The sequence below is a fragment of the Pedobacter frigiditerrae genome (assembly GCF_004331645.1).
Taxonomy (GTDB): domain Bacteria; phylum Bacteroidota; class Bacteroidia; order Sphingobacteriales; family Sphingobacteriaceae; genus Pedobacter; species Pedobacter frigiditerrae.
In genome coordinates this window covers 346,866-372,054 of record NZ_SJSK01000006.1, presented here as the reverse complement: position 1 = coordinate 372,054, position 25,189 = coordinate 346,866, and the positions used below count along the sequence as shown (strand labels likewise).

Annotated in this window: 23 protein-coding genes; 10 read left to right on the top strand and 13 right to left on the bottom strand. The window is 36.3% G+C overall.

Going from position 1 to position 25,189, the window contains the following annotated elements; translation table 11 throughout:
- Window positions 1-28: 28 nt before the first annotated feature.
- The 7 genes from EZ428_RS20975 to EZ428_RS20945 all read left to right on the top strand — a co-directional run bounded on the left by EZ428_RS20975 (window position 29) and on the right by EZ428_RS20945 (window position 5,747).
- Window positions 29-1,162 (top strand): ABC transporter permease, encoded by a 1,134-nt coding sequence (locus EZ428_RS20975; RefSeq protein WP_131555198.1) that lies wholly within the window; start codon window positions 29-31, stop codon window positions 1,160-1,162.
- Between the two features lie 219 nt (window positions 1,163-1,381).
- Entirely contained in the window at window positions 1,382-1,942 is a 561-nt protein-coding gene (locus EZ428_RS20970; RefSeq protein WP_131555196.1) for an NADPH-dependent FMN reductase, read from the top strand.
- Between the two features lie 66 nt (window positions 1,943-2,008).
- On the top strand, window positions 2,009-2,692 hold the full coding sequence (gene aqpZ, locus EZ428_RS20965; protein ID WP_131555194.1) for an aquaporin Z: 684 nt from the start codon (window positions 2,009-2,011) through the stop codon (window positions 2,690-2,692).
- Window positions 2,693-2,718: 26 nt separating this feature from the next.
- On the top strand, window positions 2,719-3,159 hold the full coding sequence (locus EZ428_RS20960) for a VOC family protein (RefSeq protein WP_131555192.1): 441 nt from the start codon (window positions 2,719-2,721) through the stop codon (window positions 3,157-3,159).
- Between the two features lie 210 nt (window positions 3,160-3,369).
- Window positions 3,370-4,665, top strand: coding sequence for a phosphopyruvate hydratase (eno, locus tag EZ428_RS20955; RefSeq protein ID WP_131555190.1), 1,296 nt, complete (start codon window positions 3,370-3,372; stop codon window positions 4,663-4,665).
- Window positions 4,666-4,853: 188 nt separating this feature from the next.
- The gene (locus EZ428_RS20950) at window positions 4,854-5,156 is read left to right on the top strand and encodes an FtsB family cell division protein (RefSeq protein WP_131555189.1); all 303 of its coding nucleotides are present in this window, start codon (window positions 4,854-4,856) and stop codon (window positions 5,154-5,156) included.
- An 81-nt stretch (window positions 5,157-5,237) separates the two neighbouring features.
- Window positions 5,238-5,747, top strand: coding sequence for a hypothetical protein (locus EZ428_RS20945; protein ID WP_131555187.1), 510 nt, complete (start codon window positions 5,238-5,240; stop codon window positions 5,745-5,747).
- 83 nt (window positions 5,748-5,830) lie between these two features.
- On the opposite strand, the gene EZ428_RS20940 is transcribed toward EZ428_RS20945, so the two are convergent.
- Window positions 5,831-6,445: a trimeric intracellular cation channel family protein gene (locus EZ428_RS20940; RefSeq protein ID WP_131555185.1), complete on the bottom strand. Its 615-nt coding sequence runs from the start codon at window positions 6,443-6,445 to the stop codon at window positions 5,831-5,833.
- Window positions 6,445-8,529 carry a hypothetical protein gene (locus EZ428_RS20935; RefSeq protein WP_131555183.1) on the bottom strand — a complete coding sequence of 695 codons (2,085 nt, stop codon included), beginning with the start codon at window positions 8,527-8,529 and terminating at the stop codon, window positions 6,445-6,447. Before EZ428_RS20935 ends, EZ428_RS20940 begins: the two co-directional genes overlap by 1 nt.
- A 189-nt stretch (window positions 8,530-8,718) precedes the next feature.
- Here EZ428_RS20935 and EZ428_RS20930 point away from each other — a divergent pair, with 189 nt between their 5' ends.
- On the top strand, window positions 8,719-9,420 hold the full coding sequence (locus EZ428_RS20930) for a L,D-transpeptidase family protein (protein ID WP_225871110.1): 702 nt from the start codon (window positions 8,719-8,721) through the stop codon (window positions 9,418-9,420).
- 183 nt (window positions 9,421-9,603) lie between these two features.
- Here the strand turns inward: EZ428_RS20930 and fabG are convergent, their stop codons facing one another.
- From fabG to EZ428_RS20910, 4 genes are all read right to left on the bottom strand, one after another.
- On the bottom strand, window positions 9,604-10,347 hold the full coding sequence (gene fabG / locus EZ428_RS20925) for a 3-oxoacyl-[acyl-carrier-protein] reductase (protein ID WP_131555180.1): 744 nt from the start codon (window positions 10,345-10,347) through the stop codon (window positions 9,604-9,606).
- A 103-nt stretch (window positions 10,348-10,450) separates the two neighbouring features.
- The gene (locus EZ428_RS20920) at window positions 10,451-11,533 is read right to left on the bottom strand and encodes an agmatine deiminase family protein (RefSeq protein WP_131555178.1); all 1,083 of its coding nucleotides are present in this window, start codon (window positions 11,531-11,533) and stop codon (window positions 10,451-10,453) included.
- A gap of 151 nt (window positions 11,534-11,684) precedes the next feature.
- Window positions 11,685-12,560 (bottom strand): carbon-nitrogen hydrolase, encoded by an 876-nt coding sequence (locus EZ428_RS20915; RefSeq protein WP_131555177.1) that lies wholly within the window; start codon window positions 12,558-12,560, stop codon window positions 11,685-11,687.
- Window positions 12,561-12,932: 372 nt separating this feature from the next.
- Window positions 12,933-14,894: an SPFH domain-containing protein gene (locus EZ428_RS20910; RefSeq protein ID WP_131555175.1), complete on the bottom strand. Its 1,962-nt coding sequence runs from the start codon at window positions 14,892-14,894 to the stop codon at window positions 12,933-12,935.
- A 535-nt stretch (window positions 14,895-15,429) separates the two neighbouring features.
- On the opposite strand from EZ428_RS20910, the gene EZ428_RS20905 reads away from it, so the two are divergent.
- Window positions 15,430-15,816: a hypothetical protein gene (locus EZ428_RS20905; protein ID WP_131555173.1), complete on the top strand. Its 387-nt coding sequence runs from the start codon at window positions 15,430-15,432 to the stop codon at window positions 15,814-15,816.
- Here EZ428_RS20905 and EZ428_RS20900 read toward each other — a convergent pair.
- From EZ428_RS20900 to sucD, 6 genes are all read right to left on the bottom strand, one after another.
- Window positions 15,813-16,031, bottom strand: coding sequence for a cysteine-rich CWC family protein (locus EZ428_RS20900; protein WP_131555171.1), 219 nt, complete (start codon window positions 16,029-16,031; stop codon window positions 15,813-15,815). The two genes, EZ428_RS20905 and EZ428_RS20900, sit on opposite strands and share 4 nt — an antisense overlap.
- A 160-nt stretch (window positions 16,032-16,191) precedes the next feature.
- A complete protein-coding gene (locus EZ428_RS20895; protein ID WP_131555169.1) occupies window positions 16,192-18,576 on the bottom strand; it encodes a ribonucleoside-diphosphate reductase subunit alpha in 2,385 nt (794 codons plus the stop codon).
- 159 nt (window positions 18,577-18,735) lie between these two features.
- The gene (locus tag EZ428_RS20890; RefSeq protein WP_131555166.1) at window positions 18,736-19,707 is read right to left on the bottom strand and encodes a ribonucleoside-diphosphate reductase small subunit; all 972 of its coding nucleotides are present in this window, start codon (window positions 19,705-19,707) and stop codon (window positions 18,736-18,738) included.
- A 376-nt stretch (window positions 19,708-20,083) separates the two neighbouring features.
- Window positions 20,084-20,461 (bottom strand): septal ring lytic transglycosylase RlpA family protein, encoded by a 378-nt coding sequence (locus EZ428_RS20885; RefSeq protein WP_131555164.1) that lies wholly within the window; start codon window positions 20,459-20,461, stop codon window positions 20,084-20,086.
- A 199-nt stretch (window positions 20,462-20,660) separates the two neighbouring features.
- Window positions 20,661-21,137, bottom strand: a complete 477-nt coding sequence (locus EZ428_RS20880) for a methionine-R-sulfoxide reductase (RefSeq protein WP_131555162.1) — start codon at window positions 21,135-21,137, stop codon at window positions 20,661-20,663.
- A gap of 420 nt (window positions 21,138-21,557) precedes the next feature.
- On the bottom strand, window positions 21,558-22,430 hold the full coding sequence (gene sucD, locus EZ428_RS20875) for a succinate--CoA ligase subunit alpha (RefSeq protein WP_131555160.1): 873 nt from the start codon (window positions 22,428-22,430) through the stop codon (window positions 21,558-21,560).
- A 700-nt stretch (window positions 22,431-23,130) separates the two neighbouring features.
- Here sucD and EZ428_RS20870 point away from each other — a divergent pair.
- On the top strand, window positions 23,131-23,568 hold the full coding sequence (locus EZ428_RS20870; protein ID WP_131555158.1) for a cupin domain-containing protein: 438 nt from the start codon (window positions 23,131-23,133) through the stop codon (window positions 23,566-23,568).
- Window positions 23,569-23,891: 323 nt separating this feature from the next.
- Here EZ428_RS20870 and EZ428_RS20865 read toward each other — a convergent pair whose 3' ends face one another.
- A complete protein-coding gene (locus tag EZ428_RS20865) occupies window positions 23,892-25,166 on the bottom strand; it encodes a dicarboxylate/amino acid:cation symporter (protein ID WP_131555157.1) in 1,275 nt (424 codons plus the stop codon).
- Window positions 25,167-25,189: the final 23 nt, after the last annotated feature.

The window sequence follows — 25,189 nt, the reverse complement described above, 5'->3', positions numbered from 1 at the left end:
CATTCAAACATTTAAATAACAACTCATTATGAATAATATACAATCTAATAAAAATTTAAACTCCCCTTCAGGGGCTGGGGGTTATAGTCATATAAAAGCTACCCTAGCCTTAGCAAAAGCTAGTTTCAGGTCAATCATGCGTAGTCCTTCCGCAGTAGTATTTACGCTAGCGTTTCCTTTAATATTTATCCTTGTTTTTGGCTTTTTAGGAGGCGGGGGAACAAAAATAGATCTAGCTGTAAAACCAGGATCAGACGTAAACAACCCAATCATTAAATCATTGCAAAAAATATCAGTAATTAGATTTTCTAAAAGCACAGACCTTGTCGCAATAAACAAGGGGCTAGAAAAAGGTGATTACGATGCGATTATCGATGTAGAGAAAAATCCAGCCGGAATGCCTGCCTTCATTACACATGTAAAATATACATCAGCCTCAATGGATAAGGGTAGCATTTTAAAATCGATATTAAATGAAGTTACTTATAACTTAAACACACAAAACTTAAAACCAACCATTACAGAAATACAGGCAACAACGGTAACAGCAAGAGTGTATCGTCAGATAGATTTTATTTTACCAGGTCAATTAGGTTTTTCTTTATTAAGTACTGGTGTATTTGGAACAGCTTTCGTATTCTTTAGTTTACGTCAGAATTTGGTGATTAAAAGATTCTTTGCAACTCCTGTTAGACGGTCGAGTATCGTTTTAGGTGAAGGTATTGCACGTATTGGTTTTGCATTACTTGGCGCTTTAGTAATTATTTTAATTGGCCATTTTGGCTTTAAGTTTACGCTTATACATGGTGCTACCACAGTTATAAACATGCTCATTTTAGCCACAATGGGCGTCATCGTTTTCATGGGTTTTGGTTTTGTGGTCTCTGGCTTAGCTAAAAGCGAAAGTACCATCCCCCCAATATCTAATATCATTACACTACCCCAATTCTTATTATCTGGAACGTTTTTCTCTGTAGATGCATTTCCAACTTGGCTACAACCAATTAGCAGGGCTTTACCACTAACCTATTTAAATGATGCGATGCGTCAAGTTGCCTTTGAAGGCGCAGGTCTTTGGGACGTAAAACACCAGATTTTGATATTGGTGTTATGGGGAATCGGGATTTATGCAGTGGCAGTTAAAACATTTAAGTGGGAATAAAAAATTGTATTAAATAGGCTTTTTAAGATTGAAGGATGATAGGATAGAGCTTATCATCCTTTTTTATTTAACATCATTTGGGATAAAACAACCTTATTCGAGTAAGAAAATCCCCGTATGGTTTAAATCTCATTTGGCGTAAAAATGCCTTTATAAAAATTTATTCACGTAAAAATCTAGCTTTATAGTTTTTGAGAAAATTAAATAATAGATTAGGGAATGAAAAATATTTCCATCCTATCCGCCAGTGTAAGAAATGGTCGAAATAGCCATCGCGTTGCACTTTATTTCAAAAACTACCTAGAAGAAAATCAATTGGCCAATGTTAAAATCATTGACCTAAAGGAATACAATTTTCCAATTTTTGAAGAACGTTTAAGATTCATTTCCAACCCTACTGAAGCCATGCTTTCATTTGCAGATGAGGTTACTAAAAGCGATGGTATTATCCTTGTAACTCCTGAGTACAATGGAGGATATCCAGCTAGTTTAAAAAATGCTATTGATTTATTGTATGCAGAATGGAAACGCAAGCCAATTGCAATTGCCACAGTTTCGGCTGGTGCATTTGCGGGTACTCAAGTTATCACTTCTATACAATTCAGTCTATGGAAAATTGGAGCATTAACAGTTCCGGCAATGTTTCCTGTGGCTACGGTAGAGAAAACATTTGATGAAAACGGCAAACCAAATGATGAGGAAGCAACCAATAAAAGAGCTTCTTCTTTTGTTAACGAACTCATTTGGTGGATAGAGGCTAAACAGAAAATGGACACCTAGCATTTTGCTAAATCATTTGAGTTTAGTTAAGCACTCTTACATTTTGAAAACTTAACTAAACAAAAAATGAAAAAATTAGTAGCAGAATTTATTGGAACATTCTGGTTGGTATTTGGTGGATGTGGCAGTGCCATATTAGCTTGTAATTTTCCCGGAAATGGTATTGCTTATGTAGGAGTTGCCTGGGCATTTGGCTTAACTGTAGTAACCATGGCTTATGCATTTGGGCATATTTCTGGCGCACACTTAAACCCAGCAGTTTCTATTGGTGCTTGGGTTGCCGGGCGCTTAGAAACAAAAAACCTATTGCCCTATATTGTTGCCCAAGTTTTAGGAGGTATAGCTGCTGCTGCATTGCTATATGTAATTGCAACAGGCAACGGTAGTGCTATAGGCAGTTTTGCAACCAATGGATATGGTGATTTATCACCGGGTAAATATGGTATGATTGCAGCATTGGTAATTGAAATTGTATTAACTTTTATTTTCTTGTTAGTAATTCTAGGTTCAACTGATGAACGTGCGCCAAAAGGATTTGCAGGTTTAGCAATTGGCTTATGCTTAACTTTAATTCATTTAATTAGTATTCCTGTAACCAATACCTCAGTTAATCCAGCAAGAAGCACCAGTCAGGCTATATTTGTAGGTGGAGAAGCCATTAGCCAATTATGGTTATTTTGGCTGGCACCAATAATAGGTGCTATTTTAGCGGGCTTAGTCTATAAGTATTTTTTAGCATTAAAAGATTAACTTTAAGAAAGCAAAACACAAACAATATGGCAACTATTAATCCTTACCTAACATTTAATGGTAATTGCGAAGCAGCATTTACCTTTTACAAATCAGTATTTGGCGGCGAATTTCCCTACATCGGAAGATTTAAAGATATGCCACCAGCAGAAGGTTGTGACCCAGTACCAGCAGAAGAAGGCGAAAAAATCATGCATGTTTCTTTACCAATAAGTGCAGAAACCATATTAATGGGCAGTGATAGTTCTGAAGCATTTGGCCAAACAACAATCGTTGGGAATAATTTTTCAATCTCTATCAATACAGATAGCATAGCTGAAGCCGACAAACTATTTGAAGGTCTTTCTACTGGAGGAACAGTTACCATGCCACTGGACAAAACATTTTGGGGAGCATACTTTGGGATGTTTACAGATAAGTTTGGCATTAACTGGATGATTAACCACGATGAAAACAGTCAAAAATAAAAAGCTGACTACCTTATTTTAAATTAAAAAAGCTCCAATATTGGAGCTTTTTTTTATGCAACTCATTGGCTTACTTTAATTAAGACCCTACTTTTTAAAAAAATAGAACTATCTATCACTTATAATTTAAAAATTATTTTAACTTTGGATACGCCCTAGCTAATTGTACTTTTTACACTAAGGGCAATTTTTAATCAAAACCAAAATAAAATGAGTTTAATAATTGATGTCCACGCAAGACAAATCCTTGATTCTAGGGGTAATCCAACAATAGAAGTTGAAGTAGTTACAGAGAATGGCCAAATGGGCCGTGCAGCTGTTCCATCAGGTGCAAGTACTGGTCAACATGAGGCAGTTGAATTGCGTGATGGCGACAAAAAAACCTATATGGGTAAAGGTGTTTTAAAAGCTGTTGAAAATGTAAACACTAAAATTGCTCAAGCTTTGCAAGGTGTTGATGTTTTTGAGCAGAATTTAATAGACAAGTTAATGATTGACTTGGATGGTACTGAAAACAAAGGAAACTTAGGGGCAAATGCTATTTTAGGTGTTTCTTTAGCAGTAGCAAAAGCAGCAGCAGCAGAAAGCAGACAACCTTTATACCGTTACATTGGTGGTGTAAATGCAAATACTTTACCTATTCCAATGATGAATATCATTAATGGTGGTTCTCACTCTGATGCTCCTATTGCTTTCCAAGAATTCATGATCATGCCAGTTGGCGCTCCTTCTTTCTCTGAAGCACTACGTTGGGGAACTGAGGTTTTCCATAACTTAAAAGCTATTTTACACGATAGAGGTTTATCAACTGCCGTTGGTGACGAAGGTGGTTTCGCTCCTACTTTTGATGGAACTGAAGATGCTGTTGAAACTGTATTAAAAGCTATCGAAAAAGCGGGTTACAAACCGGGAGTTGATATCTGTTTAGCATTAGATTGCGCTTCATCTGAGTTTTACAAAGATGGAAAATATGATTATTCTAAATTTGAAGGCCCTAATGGCGCAATTCGTTCAAGTGCTGAACAAGTAGAATATTTAGCTGAACTTTCTGCAAAATATCCAATTATCTCTATTGAAGATGGTATGGATGAAAACGATTGGGCTGGCTGGAAGTTATTAACCGAGAAAATTGGGGATAGAGTCCAATTAGTGGGTGATGATTTATTTGTAACTAATGTTAAGCGTTTACAAACAGGTATTGATACAGATACTGCAAACTCAATCTTAGTAAAAGTTAACCAAATTGGTTCTTTAACGGAAACCATTAATGCGGTTAGTTTAGCTCAAAACAGCGGCTATACCTCAGTAATGAGTCATAGAAGTGGTGAAACTGAAGATACTACAATCGCAGATTTAGCTGTTGCTTTAAACTGTGGTCAAATTAAAACAGGTTCTGCTTCACGTTCAGATAGGATTGCAAAATACAACCAATTATTACGTATAGAAGAAGAATTAGGTGAATCTGCACGTTTTATTGGCAAGAACTTTAAATACGCAAAAAAATAAACCCCTCCCAAAGGGATGCCTTTGGCATAAATCCGCTGAAGGGGACTTGAGATGTTAACAAGTTGAAAAACTTATTTGTGAAACATCCGGAGATTTTAAATCTTCGGATGTTTTTATTTTAATACTATCTTTGCAAAGATATGAGTAATCTCTCATCCCGATAGCTATCGGGACTCAAATCTCAAATTATGAAAAAACTGTTAGAACTTTTACGCAATAAATATTTCTTAGCCATTGTGGCTTTTGCAGTATGGATGCTGTTTTTTGACAAGAACGATATGCTTTCTCAGTATGAATATCGCACCGCAGTAAACAAGCTACAACAAGAGAAAGATTTCTATACTAAAGAAACTGCCGACGTAAAGAAAGATTTAGCAGAGTTAGATAGCAACCTAAATACTGCTGAAAAGTTTGCTCGTGAAAAATACTTTATGAAAAAGGACAATGAAGATGTTTTTGTTATTGTAAAGAGCGACACCGTAAAAAATTAAACCTTTTCGCTTATTTATTCTTAAAATTTTGTTCCAAAGCACTATATTCGCTTAAAAGGGACACTAATTGACATAACATATATGAAAAAAGTAATTTTACTTTTCTTGTTTTCTCTAAACATCTGTTATTCCTTTTCGCAAGAGCTTCCCCACCTAAAAAACATCAAATTAAATAAAAAATCACATTTTAAGGGAACTGAAACTTTGGTTTTTAAGGTAACTGATTATTTATTTCAGACACCTATCGATAAAAAAAACAAATCAAGAACAGAAGCAGGACAGTTTTTGCTGAAGTGGATGAATGGAACGCCCTATTACACCTTCTATTTAGAAGAAAAAGAAACCAACTTCTTTAATACAGATTCTGATTTAATGTTAATGTACATGGCTGGATTAACAAAGTTCACACTTGATAACCCAAGCATCAAAGACCAAAAAACATTGATTTTAGGAACAATGGGAATTGTACTTCCTTATTTAAATAAGCAAGAAAATAAAACAAACTGGTCTAAAGAACTTTGGCAATTGAATGATGCTAACCAAAAAGGTAAGCTGCAAGAATATCTATATCAGGATTTTAAGATTAATTGATTTACAAGCTTATAGTTTTACCAAAGTGACCTCTTGGAATACATACCATTCCATCTTTCATTTTCCCTCTTACATCTTCCATTTTATCCATACCCAAACTTCGGCAATGCCAATTTGTAGCGTACCACTATAATTCGTAAGGTAAAAATGAAAGCAATAACAATAACCTTGGCAACATCAGCTTTTAGGTTAAAATAAAGCAGGACGAAGTATAATATCCCTCCCAAAATACAAGCAGTTGCATAAATCTCTTTCCTGAAAATAAGGGGAATGGTATTTAAAAGTGTATCGCGAATTACCCCTCCGAAACATCCGGTAATAGTTCCTAGCGCTACGCAAATGCCTGGGTCTAACCCAAATACTATGCCTTTTTGTACACCTACTAAAGTAAATAAGCCAAGTCCGAGTGAATCAAAGAGAAACAAAGTGATTTTAAATTTTTTAATCTGACTTTTAAAGAAAATGGTGAGTAGTGATGTTACCAAAATCAGCAAACAATAGTTTACATCACGCATCCAAGCTACAGGAGTATCTCCAAGTAATAGATCTCTTACGGTTCCTCCACCAATAGAAGTTACAAAAGCAATGATGAGTACCCCAAAAGGATCTAATCGCTTCTGCATGGCAGCAAAAGTACCTGAGATGGCAAAGGAAATTGTCCCTAATATCTCAATTGCGTATGTAGTGGTTATTTCCATTATGCCTCACCATTACGTTTTCTCATGAACCATTCGGCAGTTAAAAGTATGATGATTAAAGCGAATAACCATTTCAAGCTGATCAATTCTTCATATTTCCTGTCTTCGTAGCTAATGGTTTTTACCTGCCCGCTTTTCTCCAATAAATCAGCTATGCTTAACAAATTGGCTGGCATAACCATTTTACCTCCACTTTGTTGCGCCATTGTGTATAATAACTGGTGATTAGCTGTGGTCTGCTGGTATTCTGCAATTAATGCATTTACGTAGAAAGCTCCTGATGCAGTGTATTTCTTATCTCCTAAACTTGTACTTGCTATGTAAGTATAATTCCCTTGTGGCAATGTTCCTGCGTCTAACCTGTAAGCGGCACCAAATTTCGAAAAGGTATAATTAAATACTTTACCATCACCATTTTTAATCTGAACATTTACATCTGGCGTATTTACAGCTTCATAAGCATCATTGTACAAAGTGGCATTCAGCACTACATTTTCATTTTCCTCGTAAGTATTTTTGCTACTGTAAACCTTAAACTTCCTTTTATCATCCTTAACAGATAGATATTGTACGGTTTTAGCAATCAATTCATTAACCAGCGGGAAACTTTGTTCATTCTTGGCTTCTTCTAATTTCCATTTCCAAATCCCCTCTCCTATTAAAAACCCAAGTTTTTTACCATTGTCATCTATAAAAAACAACAATGGTGTCTGCGTGTTAATCTTTCCTATTCTCTGATTTAAAGCAGCCGTATAATTTCCGTTGATACCCAAATTAGCAAAGGGCATTTGTAAGGGATCGTAATCATTCAATTGTTTTAATGCTGCAGCATCTAAATTAAAGCTTGTGAAATTTGGGTCAGGATATGGAAAAACTTCTTGTATAGAACCGTTTGCCCTACTAAAGCTTAACGATTTTTGCACTTGATTAAATGCACCTACATTACTTTGAGCGCCTAAAATATACCAAAGGGAAGTTTTAGCTTCTTGTAGCCTACCAATCAAGCTAGCTGCAACATTTGTATTGCCCGGTAATTGGTAAAGAATGGCTAAACTATACTTATTTGGCTCGGTGGTATTTAGTTCATCTGCCAATGCAACCGTAACTTCATAATGTTTATTAAGTTCTATGGCTTGTTTTAAAGTAGCTATATCTGGATGCGGAGCTGCAGCAGCTAATAACACCTTTTGCCTTGCATCTATCACCTCAACAAAAATGGTCTGACTGTTATTCTTCGTAGTAATTTCATTCTTTACCGAAGAAACATTAACTGTGTACTTCTGCACACCAATTTTATTGGCATTCAATTTTATCTGAACATCTTGCACAAAACTATTGGCGTTAATGGCAACATTTTGCTGCTTAACCTTAACCCCATTTTCAGCGACTGATAATTGTGTAGTTTCTCCCTTACTTTCAAAAGCTTGGACCTGAATATCTAATGTAAATTCATTATCTAAATAAACTAAGTTGTTGTAGTTTACATTGGCAATTAACACATCTCGTTTTGCAATGGTATCGCCCATGGCAATGGTATAAACAGGCGCTTTTATTTTATTGAGTTCGTATAAAGGATTACCACCACGATTAAAAATACCATCGCTAGCAATAATTACTGCACCAACATTTCTATTTAATAGCTCATCATTTAGCTGATTAATTAATCCTGATGCATTACTTAACTTTCCCTTTCCGGTAAAATCCAATCCCGCTTTAACACTATCGCTGAAACTGAAAGTTTTTACTTCATATTTACTAGAAAGTTGATCTTTTAATTGCTGTAAATCTTTCTGGTACTTCGCCTTATTAAAACCAGCTGGTTCAACTTCAGCAACTGAAATAGAGTTATCGTGTGCTAAAACAATGATTGGTTTTTCTGGAGTATAAGTAATTCGCTTAACCAAAGGTGCAAACAGTAACCAAGTAATCGTGGTAACCACCAAAATTCTCAGGGCAGCTAATGCATATTTTAAATTCTGATTTAAGCTCTTGTTTGTACCATATAAAACCCAAGCATACAAACCACCTAGCAGCAGGCAGGCTAAAAAAGTAAAAATGGAAGTCGCTGTAAAAAAATTACCCATAAGCTTAAACGTAAAGATGCTAATTTTCTAAAAAAATCATCGTAATTTGTTTGTGGATTATTGAATTAAAAATTACTTATTTCAAGGTATTTTAAGGAAATGGAGATTTAAGTAAATTGTCAGTCGAAATTCATCTACAAATCCAACAACAACATGGTTAAGCTCTTTAAAATAATATTGCTTTTAATAATGACTACTCCCGCATTGGCTCAAAATAATTTTAAAATCGCACAGTTAAAGTTCGAAAGAGTTAGAAATGCCTATGCTGAAAAATGGTCACCTCTACAAAAGAATTTGCAAAGTGCCGGATTTAATGGGCCATTTGAACTATATATTGCTGCTTACAAAACTGAAGGAAAACTAGAAATCTGGTTAAAAACAGCTAATCAATCTCAATACAAATTATTTAAAACATACGATTTCTGTGCACATTCTGGCACAATTGGGCCCAAAGTAATTGAAGGCGATGGACAAACACCTGAGGGGTTTTATAAAATCAATGTATTTAATCCGATTAGTAATTTTCACTTATCGCTGGGAGTAGATTATCCAAACAAAGTTGATGTGGCGAGAACTGGAAAAGGAAATAAAACCGGTGGAGATATTTACATTCACGGGAATTGTGTTACGATAGGCTGTATTCCCCTAACCGACGAGAAGATAAAAGAAGTTTATGTATTAGCCGTAGAGGCTAGAAATGCTGGACAAGGAGATATTCCGGTTAGCATTTATCCTTTTAAAATGACTGATGCTAATCTAAAAAATTATAGCGCTCAATACCCACAGCAACTGAGCTTTTGGCAAACCTTACAAAAAGGTTATGTTGCCTTTGAGAAGGATAAACAAATAGCAAAAGTTACACAGGTTAAGGGGAGTTATGTTGTGAAGTAGTTTTGATTGTTGGAAAGTTGAAATGTTGTAAAGTTCTAAGCCAACAACCTTAGTCTCATCGGCCGGTGTCTCCACCTGACAAAACACCAGCTAAATTTCAATCGTTGAGGCGCCAACCGATAGTTAAAACAAAAGGCGGAAAGTTACACCCTCCGCCTTTTACCTTTATACCTTCTAACTCTATTACAGCATTCCGCCGCAAACAGAAATAGTTTGTCCGGTTACATAAGCACTCATATCTGAAGCTAGGAACACACAAACATTGGCGATATCTTCAGTTTCACCCGCACGTTTAAGTGGAATACCTGCTTCCCAACCTGCAACAACTGCTGGGTCTAAAACATCAGTCATTTCTGTACGGATAAAACCTGGCGCAACCACATTTGCACGAATGTTACGAGAACCCAATTCTTTAGCTACCGATTTGGTAAAACCAATAATACCTGCTTTTGAAGCGGCATAATTTGCCTGACCAGCATTACCAGTTACACCAACAATAGAACTCATGTTAATGAATACTCCCTTACGAGCTTTCATCATGATCTTAGTTACTGCTCTAGTTACATTGAAGATAGATTTTAAGTTAACGTTCATCACATCATCCCAATTTTCTTCTGTCATGCGCATTAACAAACCATCTTTCGTAATACCAGCATTGTTAACTACGATATCAATCGAACCAAAGTCTGTCATGATATCAGCAATCAATTTTTCTGCTTCATCAAATTTAGAAGCATCTGAACGGTAACCTTTTACTTGAGTTCCAAAACTTTGTAATTCTTGTTCTAAAGCTTGTCCTTTTTCAACAGACGATAGATAAGTAAATGCCACGTTAGCACCTTGTTCTGCAAATTTTTCGGCTATTTTGCGACCTATTCCTTTTGATGCACCAGTAATTAGTGCTGTTTTTCCTTCTAGTAATTTCATAACCCCTAAATCCCCTGAAGGGGACTTTTATATAATGTAAAAATTTAAACTTCTGTAAAGTTAATATTAATTGGCAAATTCTTAAGCAGGATTTATTCCCCCTTTAGGGGGTTAGGGGGTCAGGTTCTTGTTGGCTTAAACAATGAAAACTACCTAATCCCCAAATAATATCTACAGAATTAATACCAATAACTGGTCTATCAGGGAAACATCCTTGAATAATATCTAAAGCTTTTTGGTCGTTTACATCACCAAAAATTGGAACAATAACTGCTGCATTTGCAATATAGAAATTGGCATAAGATGCTGGCAAACGGGTATCCTCGTAAATTACTGGCGATGGCATTGGCAATTTAACAATGTTTAATGGTCTTCCATCCGGTAACCTCATTTCCTTTAAAGCCTCGTAGTTCTCTTGCAATAAAATATGATTTTCATCAAAGGGATTACTTTCTAGAACAGTAAGTACAGTATCCTCATTCACAAAACGTGTGATGTCGTCAATGTGTCCATCGGTATCATCTCCAACAATTCCATCTCCTACCCACAAAACTTGCTCTGCACCATAAAACTCTTTTAAGTAAGTTTCAATTTGCTCTTTATTTAAATGCGGATTTCTGTTTTCATTTAACAAACAAGCTGTACTCGTTAAAATTGTACCAGCACCATTAAACTCAACCGAACCGCCTTCCATTACAATGTCTGGAGTAAACAATGGCAGGTTAAAGTGTTTGGCAATTTTAGTGGGTATCACATCGTCTAAATCAAATGGCGGATATTTTCCCCCCCAAGCATTGTAACCCCAGTCTACAACCGCCTTTTCATTTCCTTTAACAACAAACGCTGGTCCATGGTCGCGGCACCAAGCATCATTACTCTCATTAAAGTAAAACTCTATTTGAGTTAAATCAGCTTCAACTTTCTGCAATTCTGAAATAGCAAAAACTTTCATTTCTTCGTTCCTTACATTAATGCGGACTTTCTCTCCTGTTGCTACAATTTTGATGAACTGGCAATAAGGTTCATAAATCGTCTCGATCTTCCCAGGCCAAGATTCTTCTTTATGCGGCCAACTTAACCAAGTTGCTTCGTGTTTAGCCCATTCTGCAGGGAACTTGTATCCCTGTTTAAGAGGCGAGTTATCAAACTCTGGTTGCTCTGAAGTGTTTATTACTTTGATTGACATTATAATATCTTATATATAGATCCTTCGACAAGCTACCGATATAAAATCGGCACAAGTCAGGATGACAATATTTTAGGTTATGCTTTTGAGAAACTTCTTTCGGACTTTCGGACTAAAAACTTTCCGACTTTACTGACTTTCGGACTCTCTCTTAATCCCCATCAATATACCTCTTTGTAATTGGCTGATAAGAATCAATTCTTCTATCTCTTAAAAACGGCCAATGTTTACGGATATAATCACTTTGTTTAAGGTCAATATCCACTACTTGAGTTTCTTCTTTGTCATGCGATGCCAAGTATAACAATTTGCCTTGTGCATTTGTAGCAAAACTACCACCCCAGAATTTCATACGACCTTCTTGCTCAAAACCTACACGATTTACACTAATTACAGGTAAGCCATTGGCAACAGAATGCGAGCGTTGTATGGTTTGCCAAGCATTGTATTGGTCTTGATTAGTTTCTTCGTCTTGTGTTGTATCCCAACCAATTGCTGTTGGATAGAACATGATATCAGCACCCATCAAAGCAGTAATACGAGAAGCTTCTGGATACCACTGATCCCAACATATTAAAATGCCGATTTTAGCAAATTTAGTTTCGAAAACCTTATAACCTAAATCGCCAGGTGTAAAGTAGAATTTTTCATAATAAGCAGGGTCGTCAGGAATATGCATTTTGCGATATTTACCTAAATAAGAACCATCAGCATCTAAAACAGCAGTGGTATTGTGGTACAAACCTTCTGCACGTTTTTCAAACAACGAAGCAATGATAACCACACCCAATTCTTTAGCCACAACTTGTAAAGCATCTGTAGACGGACCAGGGATTTTCTCTGCCAAATCGAAGTTATCATAATCTTCTACGTCGCAAAAATATAGTGAGGTAAACAACTCTTGCAAGCAAACAATTTGTGCACCTTTTGCCGCTGCTTCCCTAACTTTTACAATCGCTTTGTCTAAATTTTCTTGTTTATCCTTAGTGCAAGTCATTTGCACCAAGCCAACTTTTACTTTGCTCATCCGTATAAAAATTTGAGTTGCAAAGTTAGGGAAAAAGGTTGAGGGTAGAAAGGATGAAAAAGCAAGGAACAAAGATTAAAGACCTGAAAAGACGGAATGTTAAGCTTTGTAAAATGATTTGAAAAGCACATGCTGTTCTAAGATTAAAGTTAGTCTGGCTATTCGTTGCAATCTTTTTGCCCTTCGACTCTCGAAGAAGTCGGAACAGGTACGCTCAGGGTGACAAAAAGTATTTCCACTACTATCCAGTTTAATTTACTCAGGTCTTTGCTACTATGAGAGGTTGCAATTTGCCGTAGCTGCTCATTAACCTAATAAAAAGCCCACCAAAACAATTGGCGGGCTCACCTTTAAATTATTCTACTATTCATTTCATGGATTTATATCATCCTTTTTTGTTTTTGGCTTTTCAATAATTTCAACCGCCTTAACGACTTCTTTTCTTTTTTCAGGATCCATTAACTCCATTAATTTCAAGCCTAAAAGCCCGTCCATAGCCGAACCACCATTGTTACCATTGCCTCCGATTAACACATCTGGGATTAATTTCACATTACCTTTAGATAACTCTTCGGTAATTTTATAACGGGTAAAGTTCTCGCCACCCAATGCTTTAACAGCCAACTCATAAGCTTCGGCAGTAGATTTACCCACAGCTAAAATTTTACCAGCCTCAGCAGAACCTGTCAAGGAAATTTGCTCAGCTTGAGCAGAGGCTCTCAATTTAATCGCTTCAGAATCTGCCTGTGCCCTTGCTTTAGTCGCCTCAGCTTCTGCGTGAGCTCTCATTTTTGTAGCTTCGGCTTCTGCACCAACCGCTAATTTCACGCCTGCTGCATCACCTTCAGATTTTTTAACGGTAGCACTTGCAGTACGTTCGGCAATCTCCACACTCTGTTGAGCCTTAACAATATCTTTCTGCATATCTGCAATCGCAGTTTCTTTTTCCATACCCTGACGCTGTTCTTGCGCCATTTTTTGGGTTTGGTAAGTCTTTTGCTCTTCTTCTGCTAGCTTACGGTCAGTTAATGTTTTCATTAATGATTCTGGCGGAACAATATCACCTATCAAAGTATCAACCGCATTTACGTTATACTCATCAAGCACTTTTCTAATGTGCTCTTTTGCAGACTCTTGTCGCTCTTTACGTGTGCTTAAAAAAGCAATTACATCACTATCTTGTGCCGAGTTACGGAAATAATTACCAATGGTTGGCTCCAAAACTTGAGAAACCAAGTTAACCATATTACCAAAACGGGCAATTACTTTAGGTGCTTCTGTAGTTGGAACGTGGATAATTTGAGCAACATCCAAATTGAAAGGGAAACCATCTTTAGAACGAACAGTTATGGTAGACAAATTCTTATCTAAGTTATGGGCCTCGCTCCTAGCAGATGCCCAGTTTAAAACCAAGTTTGTTGTTGGTACCAACTCTACTTTCATGATGTATTTGTTAATTGGGTATTTACCCGGACCAAGTGGTTCTAGCCAAACTCCTTTTGAACCTTTTCCAACAATGTTACCATGTTTAAAGTCTGCACCAGTTAGGTCATTACCATCCTGACCAATAAATGAAATAACTACCCCAACATAACCAATCGCAATTTCTGTCATTGGTATTTCTTCCATTTGAATTGCCCAGGGATTTAAGTTATACGAACCAGCCAAAATAACCTGCGGCTGCAAACCTCTATTACCCCCAGTTTTGATAAAGGCATCAAAATCTTGGAAATTATTATGTCCGTCTACCAACTTACCTGCTATTTGATTGGCTTCGATAGGTAAACCGTCTAAAGTAGTAACAATACCAACCATACTTTCCTGGATACGAATCATATTGGTTAAAGAAACCTGAAACAACATGGTATTGATACGGTATGAACCAGAAGTAATATATGCTGTTTGACGACCACGCTGCCCGCCGTTTTCTAAAAATTTAACAGCATCTTGGTAATTATCAGAATCTACCCGCTGACCTAAAATATTTCCTGTTGGTATCTCAGCCCCATCCTTTGCCATAATTAAACCAATTTGCCCTTCAGGAATAATGGTAAATTGTTCCATTGTAACGCTATATTGCCAAAACCACATCCCGAAGTATAAACCTGGCGCTAGTGTTTTACCTTGAAAACCAGCTTCGCCTTTAACAGCAATAATTCGTCCGTCTGGCAATTCTTTATCCGAACCAAACAATACAAACTTCTTTGTGATTAAGCCAATTCTATCTTCTGGAACAATCACCATCCCGAATAAGAAACGTAAAATATATTTGTATAAAACTATGCACATCAGTGCCACTAAAACCCACCAGTAATTTAAAATGAGCGATTCCATATTATATTTATTTTTATGTTTTTATACCAGATAATTCATTTATCAAGCATCATATAGAAACCAAATTAAATGCTTTGTTACACTATTTCACAACTATTTAGAATATATATTTCCATTGAGTTTAAGCCCTCAAAGCTGATCTAAGGAATACTTTTACAAAACCGCCACCTGTACTTGACATTTCTTTAAATGGCTTGTCTAAGTGTCAAAAAACCATAAAATTTGACATTTTAGAATTTGAGTTGCAAGTGCGGTAGATTAAAGTTCAAAATTGTTAATAACCTTTATTGGGAAAGGATTAGAAAGCTCAAAGGGAGTGTTTGGCACAAATACTGAAGTTAGATTAATGTTAGTCTGGCTATACGCTGTATTCCAGATGAAAAATCTGGAAATGTCACTTCAATGCAGTTTTTTTTACGCAGGTTTGTACCGCTATGATTTAAACTTACGAAGTCTTTATCAATGTCAAAATAAGCTTCGTAATTTTTTCTCTATATTTTTCATTATTTTTAAAGAAATATAATAACACGCTTTAATGAAAATTAAAATTCTTATTTACGCAGTTGTTACTGTGTCGGGGCTTACCACACTTAGTTTCATCAAAAAACAACGACTTATTTCAGAGGGCAATCCGGCTAAATTTGTCAGAGAAGTTCTTACTGGTAAACATCTTTTTGTGGTTTCGTTACAGCCAAATAAAAATAAAAAAAGTGCTAGTTTATTAGCCGAAAGCAGGAACAGTTTTATGGTTGTAAGTTATGAGAATGATTCGTCGAAAGTTATTATAGATTGGACAATGTGTCCGGACGGAAAGTGTCCAGAACCAAAGCTATACTATCCTGAGAAGCCAGATTACGACCAGCTAGATTCTCTAATTAATACCCAATTAAAACTTAAGGAAGCCGATAAAAAGGCTAACTAAACCAAACTATCTCTATATTCTTGCTGTAACTCAAATAAACATTTGGCGCACAAACAACCATCATACAATTCTGAGATATGCTGAACTTCGTTAATGCTTAGCTGAACAACGCTACATTGGCATTTGGTATAAGAATTTGCCTTACATTCAATAGCAGTTGCGCAGCGTTCGCAGGGAATGATTTCGTGTTTGCTATGGGAAGAAGAAGAGTTCATTGGTTCAATTGTTTCCCGATAAATCGGGATTTCGCTTCGCTCAACATTTGTGCATTAGCAGTTCACAAAAATAAGAACAAAAAATAAGGTTCTGAACTTTATGCCCAGAACCTTACATTAATATTGCGTTTCCAAAAGTCCCCTTTAGGGGATTTAGGGGTTATCCAGAGCAGCTAATGCAACCGTCTTCCATTGAACAAGTTGGCCCGTCCACAATTTCTTCTGCAACTTGGTCTTGCGTCATTTCTGCCGGAATTATAGCTTCTATTGCTTTACCACCTTGGTTTTCTACTGTAAATTTAACAGCTTGAGAAGCAGCTTGTGTACGTAAATAATACATGCCAGTTTTCAATCCTTTTTTCCAAGCGTAGAAGTGCATTGAAGTTAGCTTTGAAGTATTTGGCGCATTGATAAACAAGTTTAGCGATTGCGACTGACAGATATAAGCACCTCTATCGGCAGCCATATCTATGATGTTACGCATTTTAATCTCCCAAACTGTTTTGTACAATTCTTTAATGTAATCTGGAATTTCTGCTATGTCTTGGATTGAACCGTTAGCTAAGATAATTCTATCTTTCATTTGTGGGTTCCACAAGCCTAAAGAAACTAAGTCTTTTAACAAGTGTTTGTTAACTACCACAAACTCACCACTTAATACTCTACGCGTGTAAATATTTGAAGTATATGGCTCAAAACATTCGTTGTTACCTAAAATCTGAGAAGTTGATGCAGTTGGCATTGGTGCAACTAATAATGAGTTGTACACACCGGTTTTAACTACACGTTTGCGTAAAGCTTCCCAATCCCAACGATTGCTAGATGGTTTCACATTCCAAAGGTCGAATTGGAATTTACCTTTAGATAGCGGAGAACCTTTAAAGCTTTCGTAAGCACCATTTTTAGCAGCTAAATCAGCCGATGCTGTCATACCAGCAAAATAAATGGTTTCGAAAATCTCTTTGTTCAATTCTTTAGCAGCATCACTCTCAAAAGGTAAACGCATTAAGATAAATGCATCTGCCAAACCTTGTACACCTAAACCAACTGGACGGTGACGGAAGTTAGAGTTTTGCGCTTCTATTACTGGGTAGTAGTTATAATCGATGATTTTATTCAAGTTTAAAGTAGCTTGATAAGTTACATCATATAATTTTTGGTGATCAAACTCACCGTTGATTACAAATCTTGGTAAAGCCAATGAAGCTAAGTTACAAACCGCGACTTCGTCTTTAGAAGTGTACTCGATAATTTCTGTACACAAGTTAGAACTTTTAATAGTTCCTAAGTTCTGCTGATTAGATTTGCTGTTTGCAGCATCTTTATACAACAAATAAGGAGTACCCGTTTCTATTTGTGCATCTAAAATAGCGAACCAAAGTTCTTGAGCTTTGATTGTTTTACGAGCTCTACCTTCTTTTTCGTAACGGGTATATAGTTCGTTAAACTCTTCACTATGGCAATCTGCTAAGCCTGGTGCTTCATCTGGAGAGAATAAGCTCCAATCGCCATTATCTTCTACACGTTGCATGAACAAGTCGCAAATCCAAAGTGCATAGAATAAATCACGAGCACGCATTTCTTCTTTACCATGGTTTTTACGCAAATCTAGGAATGCGAAAATATCTGCATGCCAAGGCTCTAAATAAATAGCAAAAGCACCTTTACGTTTACCTCCACCTTGATCTACATAACGAGCTGTATCGTTAAACACCTTTAGCATTGGTACGATACCATTACTAGTTCCGTTTGTACCACCAATGTAAGCACCAGTAGCACGAATGTTGTGAATACTTAAACCAATACCACCAGCACTTTGAGAGATTTTGGCAGTTTGTTTTAAAGTATCATAAATCCCTTCAATGCTATCATCTTGCATGGTTAACAAGAAACATGATGACATTTGAGGTTTAGGCGTTGCAGCGTTAAATAAGGTTGGTGTAGCATGTGTAAACCAACGCTCGCTCATTAAGTTATAAGTTTTGATGGCGCTATCGATATCTCCTTTATGGATACCAACAGATACACGCATAAATAAATGTTGTGGACGTTCTACAATTTGCCCATTAACTTTTAATAAGTAAGATTTTTCTAAAGTTTTGAAACCGAAATAATCAAAACCAAAATCTCTATCATAAATGATGGTACTGTCTAAGATATCAGCATTTTCCTTAATCACTTCCCAAACATCATCTGCAATTAATGAAGATGGTTTGTCTGTTTTAGGATCGATATAGGTATACAACATTTCCATCGTTTTTGAGAACGACTTTAATGTGTTTTTATGCAAGTTAGAAACCGCTATACGCGATGCCAACAAGGCATAATCTGGGTGTTTTGTAGTTAGGGAAGCTGCTGTTTCTGCTGCAAGATTATCAAGTTCTGAAGTAGTAACACCGTCATATAAACCCTCAATCACTTTTCTAGCAACATCAATCGGATCAACTAATTCAGCATTAAAACCATAACACAACTTCTCAATACGAGCTGTTATCTTATCAAACTTTACCGCTTCCTGGCGGCCATCTCTTTTCAGTACAAACATATTTTCATCAAATTTTAGATTTGAGATGTGAGATTTGAAACAAATCGAACATGTTAAATCTTATAAATAGTATTTTATTATTTTGGTAAAACAGCTCCCTAACCTTCTGTTTTAACTTTATAGTATTCTTGCTTTAGTCTTTTGCCTTAAGCTTTCGGCCTAAAAATCATCATCTAATGAGAAAGCCGCAGCTTTATCTTCAGTTGAGGTTAGCACACCACTTTTTTGGTAATCGCCCACACGTTTCTCAAAGAAATTGGTTTTTCCTTGTAGGGAAATCATCTCCATAAAATCGAATGGATTTGTGGCGTTGTATATTTTGGTATAACCTAATTCTTGAACCCATCTATCTGCAACAAATTCAATGTACTGTTGCATTAACTTAGCGTTCATACCAATTAAGTTAACTGGTAGTGCATCGGTTACAAATTCTTTTTCTATTTCTACAGCATCTTTGATGATACCGTGAACTTGTTCTTGAGACAATTTATTCTCCAACATGCTGTAAAGCAAACAAGCAAATTCGCAGTGCATACCTTCATCTCTAGAAATTAACTCATTACTGAAAGTTAAACCTGGCATTAAACCACGTTTCTTTAACCAGAAGATAGAGCAGAAACTACCGCTAAAGAAAATTCCTTCTACTGCTGCAAAAGCGACTAAACGTTCTGCAAAGTTTCCATTATCAATCCAACGTAACGCCCATTCTGCTTTTCTTTTTACTGCCGGAACAGTATCAATAGCATGGAACAAACGATCTTTCTCATCTGGATCTTTGATGTAAGTATCAATTAACAAAGCGTAGGTTTCAGCATGGATGTTTTCCATCATGATCTGGAAACCATAAAAACAACGAGCTTCTGGCAATTGAACCTCACTCATGAAGTTTACAGCCAAGTTTTCATTCACAATACCATCACTTGCAGAGAAGAAAGCTAAAATGTGAGAGATGAAATGTCTCTCGCCACTGTTTAAGTTATCCCAATGTTTCTGGTCATCAGACAAATCAATTTCTTCTGCCGTCCAAAAACTTGCTTCACTTTTCTTATACATCTCCCAAATCTCAGGATACTTAATCGGTAAAAGAACGAAGCGGTCTTTGTTTTCCTTTAGTAATAACTCTTCTTGCATAGGTATGATTTTTAACTTTTAGAATGCTTCCCTTAAACTTTGTTCTTCAAAATATAGCCGCCAACAAAAAATATTTAGTTTTTAGGATTTTTGAAAAACGTTGAATTAACACGCTTTTTAATCAACTAAATATTAAGTACTTAAATAATATTTTGAGTGGTTTGTTTTAAAGAACTTTGTTTAACAAATATAGAAGTTGAACGATTTTTTGCGTTCTAAAGTTGTTAACATGTTGTGGGTATATGACGATTTTTTCATCAGAAATCTGTCATAAACAACTTAGAAAAAAGCTAATTATTTCTTTTTAAGCACTTAGCAAAAAAAATTGAGTGTTAATAATTTTAAAAAATGAGTTGTAACAGCCAATATTTCAGAATTATTTTGTTCGGGGATAACTGATCTCTACCCTCGCATAACCTAGCCTGTAAATACCTAAGGCTTTGGCTGCTGACTGTGATAAGTCTAAAGAAAACTTCTTACTAAATGGTCCACGATCATTAACCCTAACTGTTACAGTTTTACCAGAGACAATGTTCCTAACAGTAATCATTGTACCAAATGGAAGTGTGCGATGTGCTGCTGTAAATTTTGCTCCGCGATATCTTTCCCCACTTGTGGTTTTCCTTCCTTCGAACTTTTTTGCGTAGTAAGTTGTAAATATAATTTGAGAGGTACTGTCTGGTGCTTTTGTAAGTATGGCTTGCTGAGCACTAACTGAAAACGAGGCAAAAATTAAGAATAGAAAAAACTTCATAAGTAATATTAATATTTGGTTTAGCTATTGCAATAACGACGCCAAATATACAAAATGATTTTTTATCGGGATTTTAAGCAATTGTTACCTATAAATTCTTCGCTCTATTATCAATTTGGAATCGGCGCACATCAGAAACACAAACACAAAAAAATGCCCTAGTTTTCACTAAGGCATTTCCCAATCAATTCAATTGATTTTATTTTTTATCTGGCACAAACACCATTGAAATAGAGTTTACACAATGACGAGTGTTCTTGGCTGTTAAGCCTTCGCCAATAAATACGTGACCAAGGTGTGCATCGCATTTAGCACAAACGATCTCAGTACGTTGCCCATCAGCATCCGTATGTCTTTTTACGGCACCTTTAATTTCATCATCAAAAGCTGGCCAACCGCAGTGTGCATCAAACTTCGAATCTGATTTATACAATGGCGCATTACAGCGTTTACAGATGTAAGTTCCCTTTTCAAAGAACTTATCATATTTACCAGTACCAGCCCATTCAGTACCTTTACGAACAATTACGTCTTCTTCTTCTTTTGTTAATTTATTGTATTCCATTTTACTAGTTTTAGAGGGAGGTGTTTTTTCTTGTTTTTGTGCGCAAGCAATTACACTTGTTGAAACTAACAGGCATAAAGCTATTAATGTTTTATTAATCATGGTTTTCATGTGTGTTAAATTTATAAGTAGATATACGCTTTTTAACAACGCTTAGATTTACTTCTAACCTATACAAATATAATTAATAATTGGTTTTTGATTTTCATTTGAGCGTCAAGGTTTGAAGATAGTCTTTAGTCTAAAGTCTGCAGTCTTGAGTCTGGTTAACCGCGACGAAAAGAAGGTTCGCAAAGAAAAGCAAGTTGATGATTGAGAGACGATAGTTAATAGGGAAAGCGACTAAATTAACCCCGCAGATGAAAATGATTTACGCAGAACAAAAATAAATCTGCGCAATCTGTGTAATCAGCGGGAAAAACCTAATAAAATAGCTTTGTGTTCTTTGTGCCTTTGTGGTAAAACATCTACAAAACAAAAAAGCGCTCCACAAAATGTGAAACGCTTCTTAAATTATATTTGGTTAGAAATCTATTTCTTCAACAAGTTAGCCATTGCAGCACCAATTTCTGCAGGACTTTCAACCACAGTAATTCCGCACTCAGCCATGATTTTCATCTTTGCAGCAGCAGTATCATCAGCACCGCCAACAATTGCTCCAGCGTGACCCATTCTACGTCCCGGAGGCGCAGTTTGACCAGCGATGAAACCAACAACAGGCTTAGTACCATTTGCTGCAATCCACAATGCAGCTTCAGCTTCCATTCCCCCACCAATTTCACCAATCATGATGATACCTTCGGTTTCCGGATCGTTCATTAATAATTCAACCGCTTCTTTAGTAGTTGTTCCGATAATTGGATCACCACCAATACCGATAGCAGTTGTAATACCTAAGCCAGCTTTTACAACTTGATCTACCGCTTCGTAAGTTAAAGTTCCTGATTTAGAAACCACACCAACTGTACCTTTTTTGAAGATAAAACCTGGCATGATACCAATTTTAGCCTCATCAGCAGTAATTACACCCGGACAATTCGGACCGATTAAACGGCAATCTCTTCCTTTGATATAAGATTTTACAGCGATCATATCCTTTGTTGGGATACCTTCTGTAATACAAACAATTACTTTAATGCCACCTTCTGCAGCTTCCATGATTGCATCTGCAGCAAATGCAGGTGGAACAAATATAATAGACACATTAGCGCCAGCCTTATCAACTGCATCTTTTACCGTGTTAAACACAGGTTTATCTAAGTGCGTTTGACCGCCTTTACCAGGAGTTACCCCACCAACAACGTTTGTACCGTAAGCTATCATCTGCTCAGCATGGTAAGTACCTTCGTTACCTGTAAAACCCTGAACAATTACTTTAGAATCTTTATTTACTAAAACACTCATTATATCTATTTTTTGTGTTGCAAACTTAAGCTAATTGAAATAGAATGTCAACTGCAAAACACAGATAATTAAATAATTTATGTAAAAAATGGAAAACGGAAGATATGAGATGGAAGATGGGGTTAAAATGAGCGAATGAGATAGTCATCATTCTTGAATAAGAATGCATTAATCACCCTATTAAGGAACCACCTAAGCCACTTTTAAACAAATGAGTTATAACAACTATTAAGCAAAACCTATTTGATTAATGAAAGAATAATAACAGGTTTATATCAGCTTAACTAATAGCTTGCACTTCATTCGTACTTAAGACGCAGTTTGCTCGGATTCAATTGTCACAAGTCCGAACAAGGTCCGAACCAAGTCCGTCTAAAGTCCGTCGTAACTATTAACCTTTTATTACCTTTTTACGATGCTGAAGCGAAAGAGATTAGGAAGAAAACCACATGTCTTTTTGCTAAGAAAACACAGATGGAGTTATTTGTTTAAACATTTAACAATAGTAAACTGGTATAAATTTGAGATTTTGAAAAACAGTGTCAGTAATTCTTAGGGAAATGTAGTCCTGCTTTCAGCTTTAGTCTTTTCGCTTTCAGCTCAAGAGCTATCGCTTCAATCAGGTTTATATAACAAAGGTTGATGCTTTTGGCAAGTAAAAAACAAAATGCCTAAATTTATCGCAACCAAAATTACACCTATGAAAATTTCAAATGGCTTCTATTCTGTTTTATTCTTTGTAGCATTTCTATTTGCTTTTAATCTTTCAGCCAAATCACAAACCATAGATACCAGTAAATTTATTCTTCAAAATGATAAGGATGTTGCCAAGGAAGAACCTGGTACGCACAATGGTGGCGGGAAAACAATTGGGTTTAACTTTTTTGCAAATGCTAAAGGCTTAAAAACTGTTTTCAGGAAAAGGACATTAAAACCTGGTTCGTCAATAGGTTACCACCTGCAAAAGGAAGATGAGATTTATTATGTAATTAGTGGTAATGGCAAAATGAAAATGAATGGCGAGACATTTCCTGTAAAACCTGGCGACGCTATTTTAACCAGACCCGGAAGCTCTCACGGGATAGCGCCCAACCCAGATAATGATTTAGTTATTTTAATAGCTTACGAGAAAAAGTAGTTGGGTTTTGTTTACCACATAGAGACATAGGAAACATAGGGATAGGACATTGGTTGCTGAGCCACCAAACAAGGAAATAATAGTTGCACCAACCTAAGTTAACTAAATGGGTCCCGATATCTATCGGAAGCAGTGTAAATCCTTTTTTGTCATCCTGAGCGAGCTTGCACTGAGCGAAGTCGAAGTGAAGGACAAAAAAGATTGCAACGAACAGCCTGACTAACTTTAATCTGTGAGCTGCTCCTGCTTTTCTAACAAATTAAAAACTCAAAATAGTTATTGGTTGGTGAGGACACCAACCCAAGGAAGACTCAGGACTCTCTTTAAAAATGTTCCTCTTCTGCTTTTTCTATTGCTGCAGGGCTAATTGCTTTTAAGTATTTAGCTTGGTCAAATTCATTTTCGCTTTTGGCAATTACAATTGTTGCTATTCCATTTCCAATCATATTGGTAATTGCCCTTGCCTCGCTCATGAATCTATCTACACCCAACAAAATAGCAATATGTTCTACAGGCATAATTTTTAAGGCCGTTAATGTACTTGCCAAAACAATAAACCCACTTCCGGTAACGCCCGCAGCACCTTTTGAGGTAACCATTAAAACTGCCATGATAGAAATTTGCTGCATCAAGGTTAAGTCGATATTAAAAACTTGAGTTAAAAAGATAACCGCCATTGCTAGATAAATTGCAGTTCCGTCGAGATTAAAAGAATAACCTGTAGGGATAACTAAACCAACCACAGATTTATCACAACCTATATCTTCCATCTTCTTCATCATACTTGGCAGCACCGATTCTGATGATGAGGTGCCCAAGACAATTAAAATCTCTTGACGGATGTATTTTAGATATTGCCACAGACTAAACTTATAATATCGGCAAATGCCGTTTAAAACCACAAAAATAAACAGGAAACAAGTTAAGTAAACAGCCCCCATTAACTTCGCCATTGGCAATAAAGTACCCAAGCCGTATTTACCAACACTAAAAGCCATTCCGCCGAAAGCACCAATTGGCGCCACACGCATCACTACCTTCATGATGTTAAATAACACTTTAGAAATCTTATCAAATGTTGCAATAACAGAATGACCAGCCTCCCCCATTTTGCTTAATCCGTAGCCAAATAAAATGGCAAAAAACAAAATTTGCAGGATTTCACCTTTGGTAAAAGCTTCAAAAATATTCTTCGGGATAATGTGCGCTATAAATTCTAGCCAATTAATTTCTCCGGCTTGTGCGGTATAAGTCGCAATTTTTGAAACATCGCCTGCTGGCACATTTACACCAACGCCAGGTTTTAATAAGTTGGCCACCACTAAGCCGATGACAATGGCTAGTGTGGTTACAATCTCAAAATAAAGTAAAGCCTTGCCACCAACCCTGCCAACTTTTTTCATATCGCCCATATGTGCAATGCCTAATACGATGGTAAAAAATATGATTGGCGCAATGAGCATACTAATCATATTGATAAAACTTTTACTAATCAGCTCTGCATATGATGCAAAACCAGGATGTAAAACCCCTACCAAAATACCAAGTGCAATGGCTACTAAAACCTGAAAAGTTAAATTGGATAAAATATGCTTCATTTAATTGGGATTTGAAATTGAAA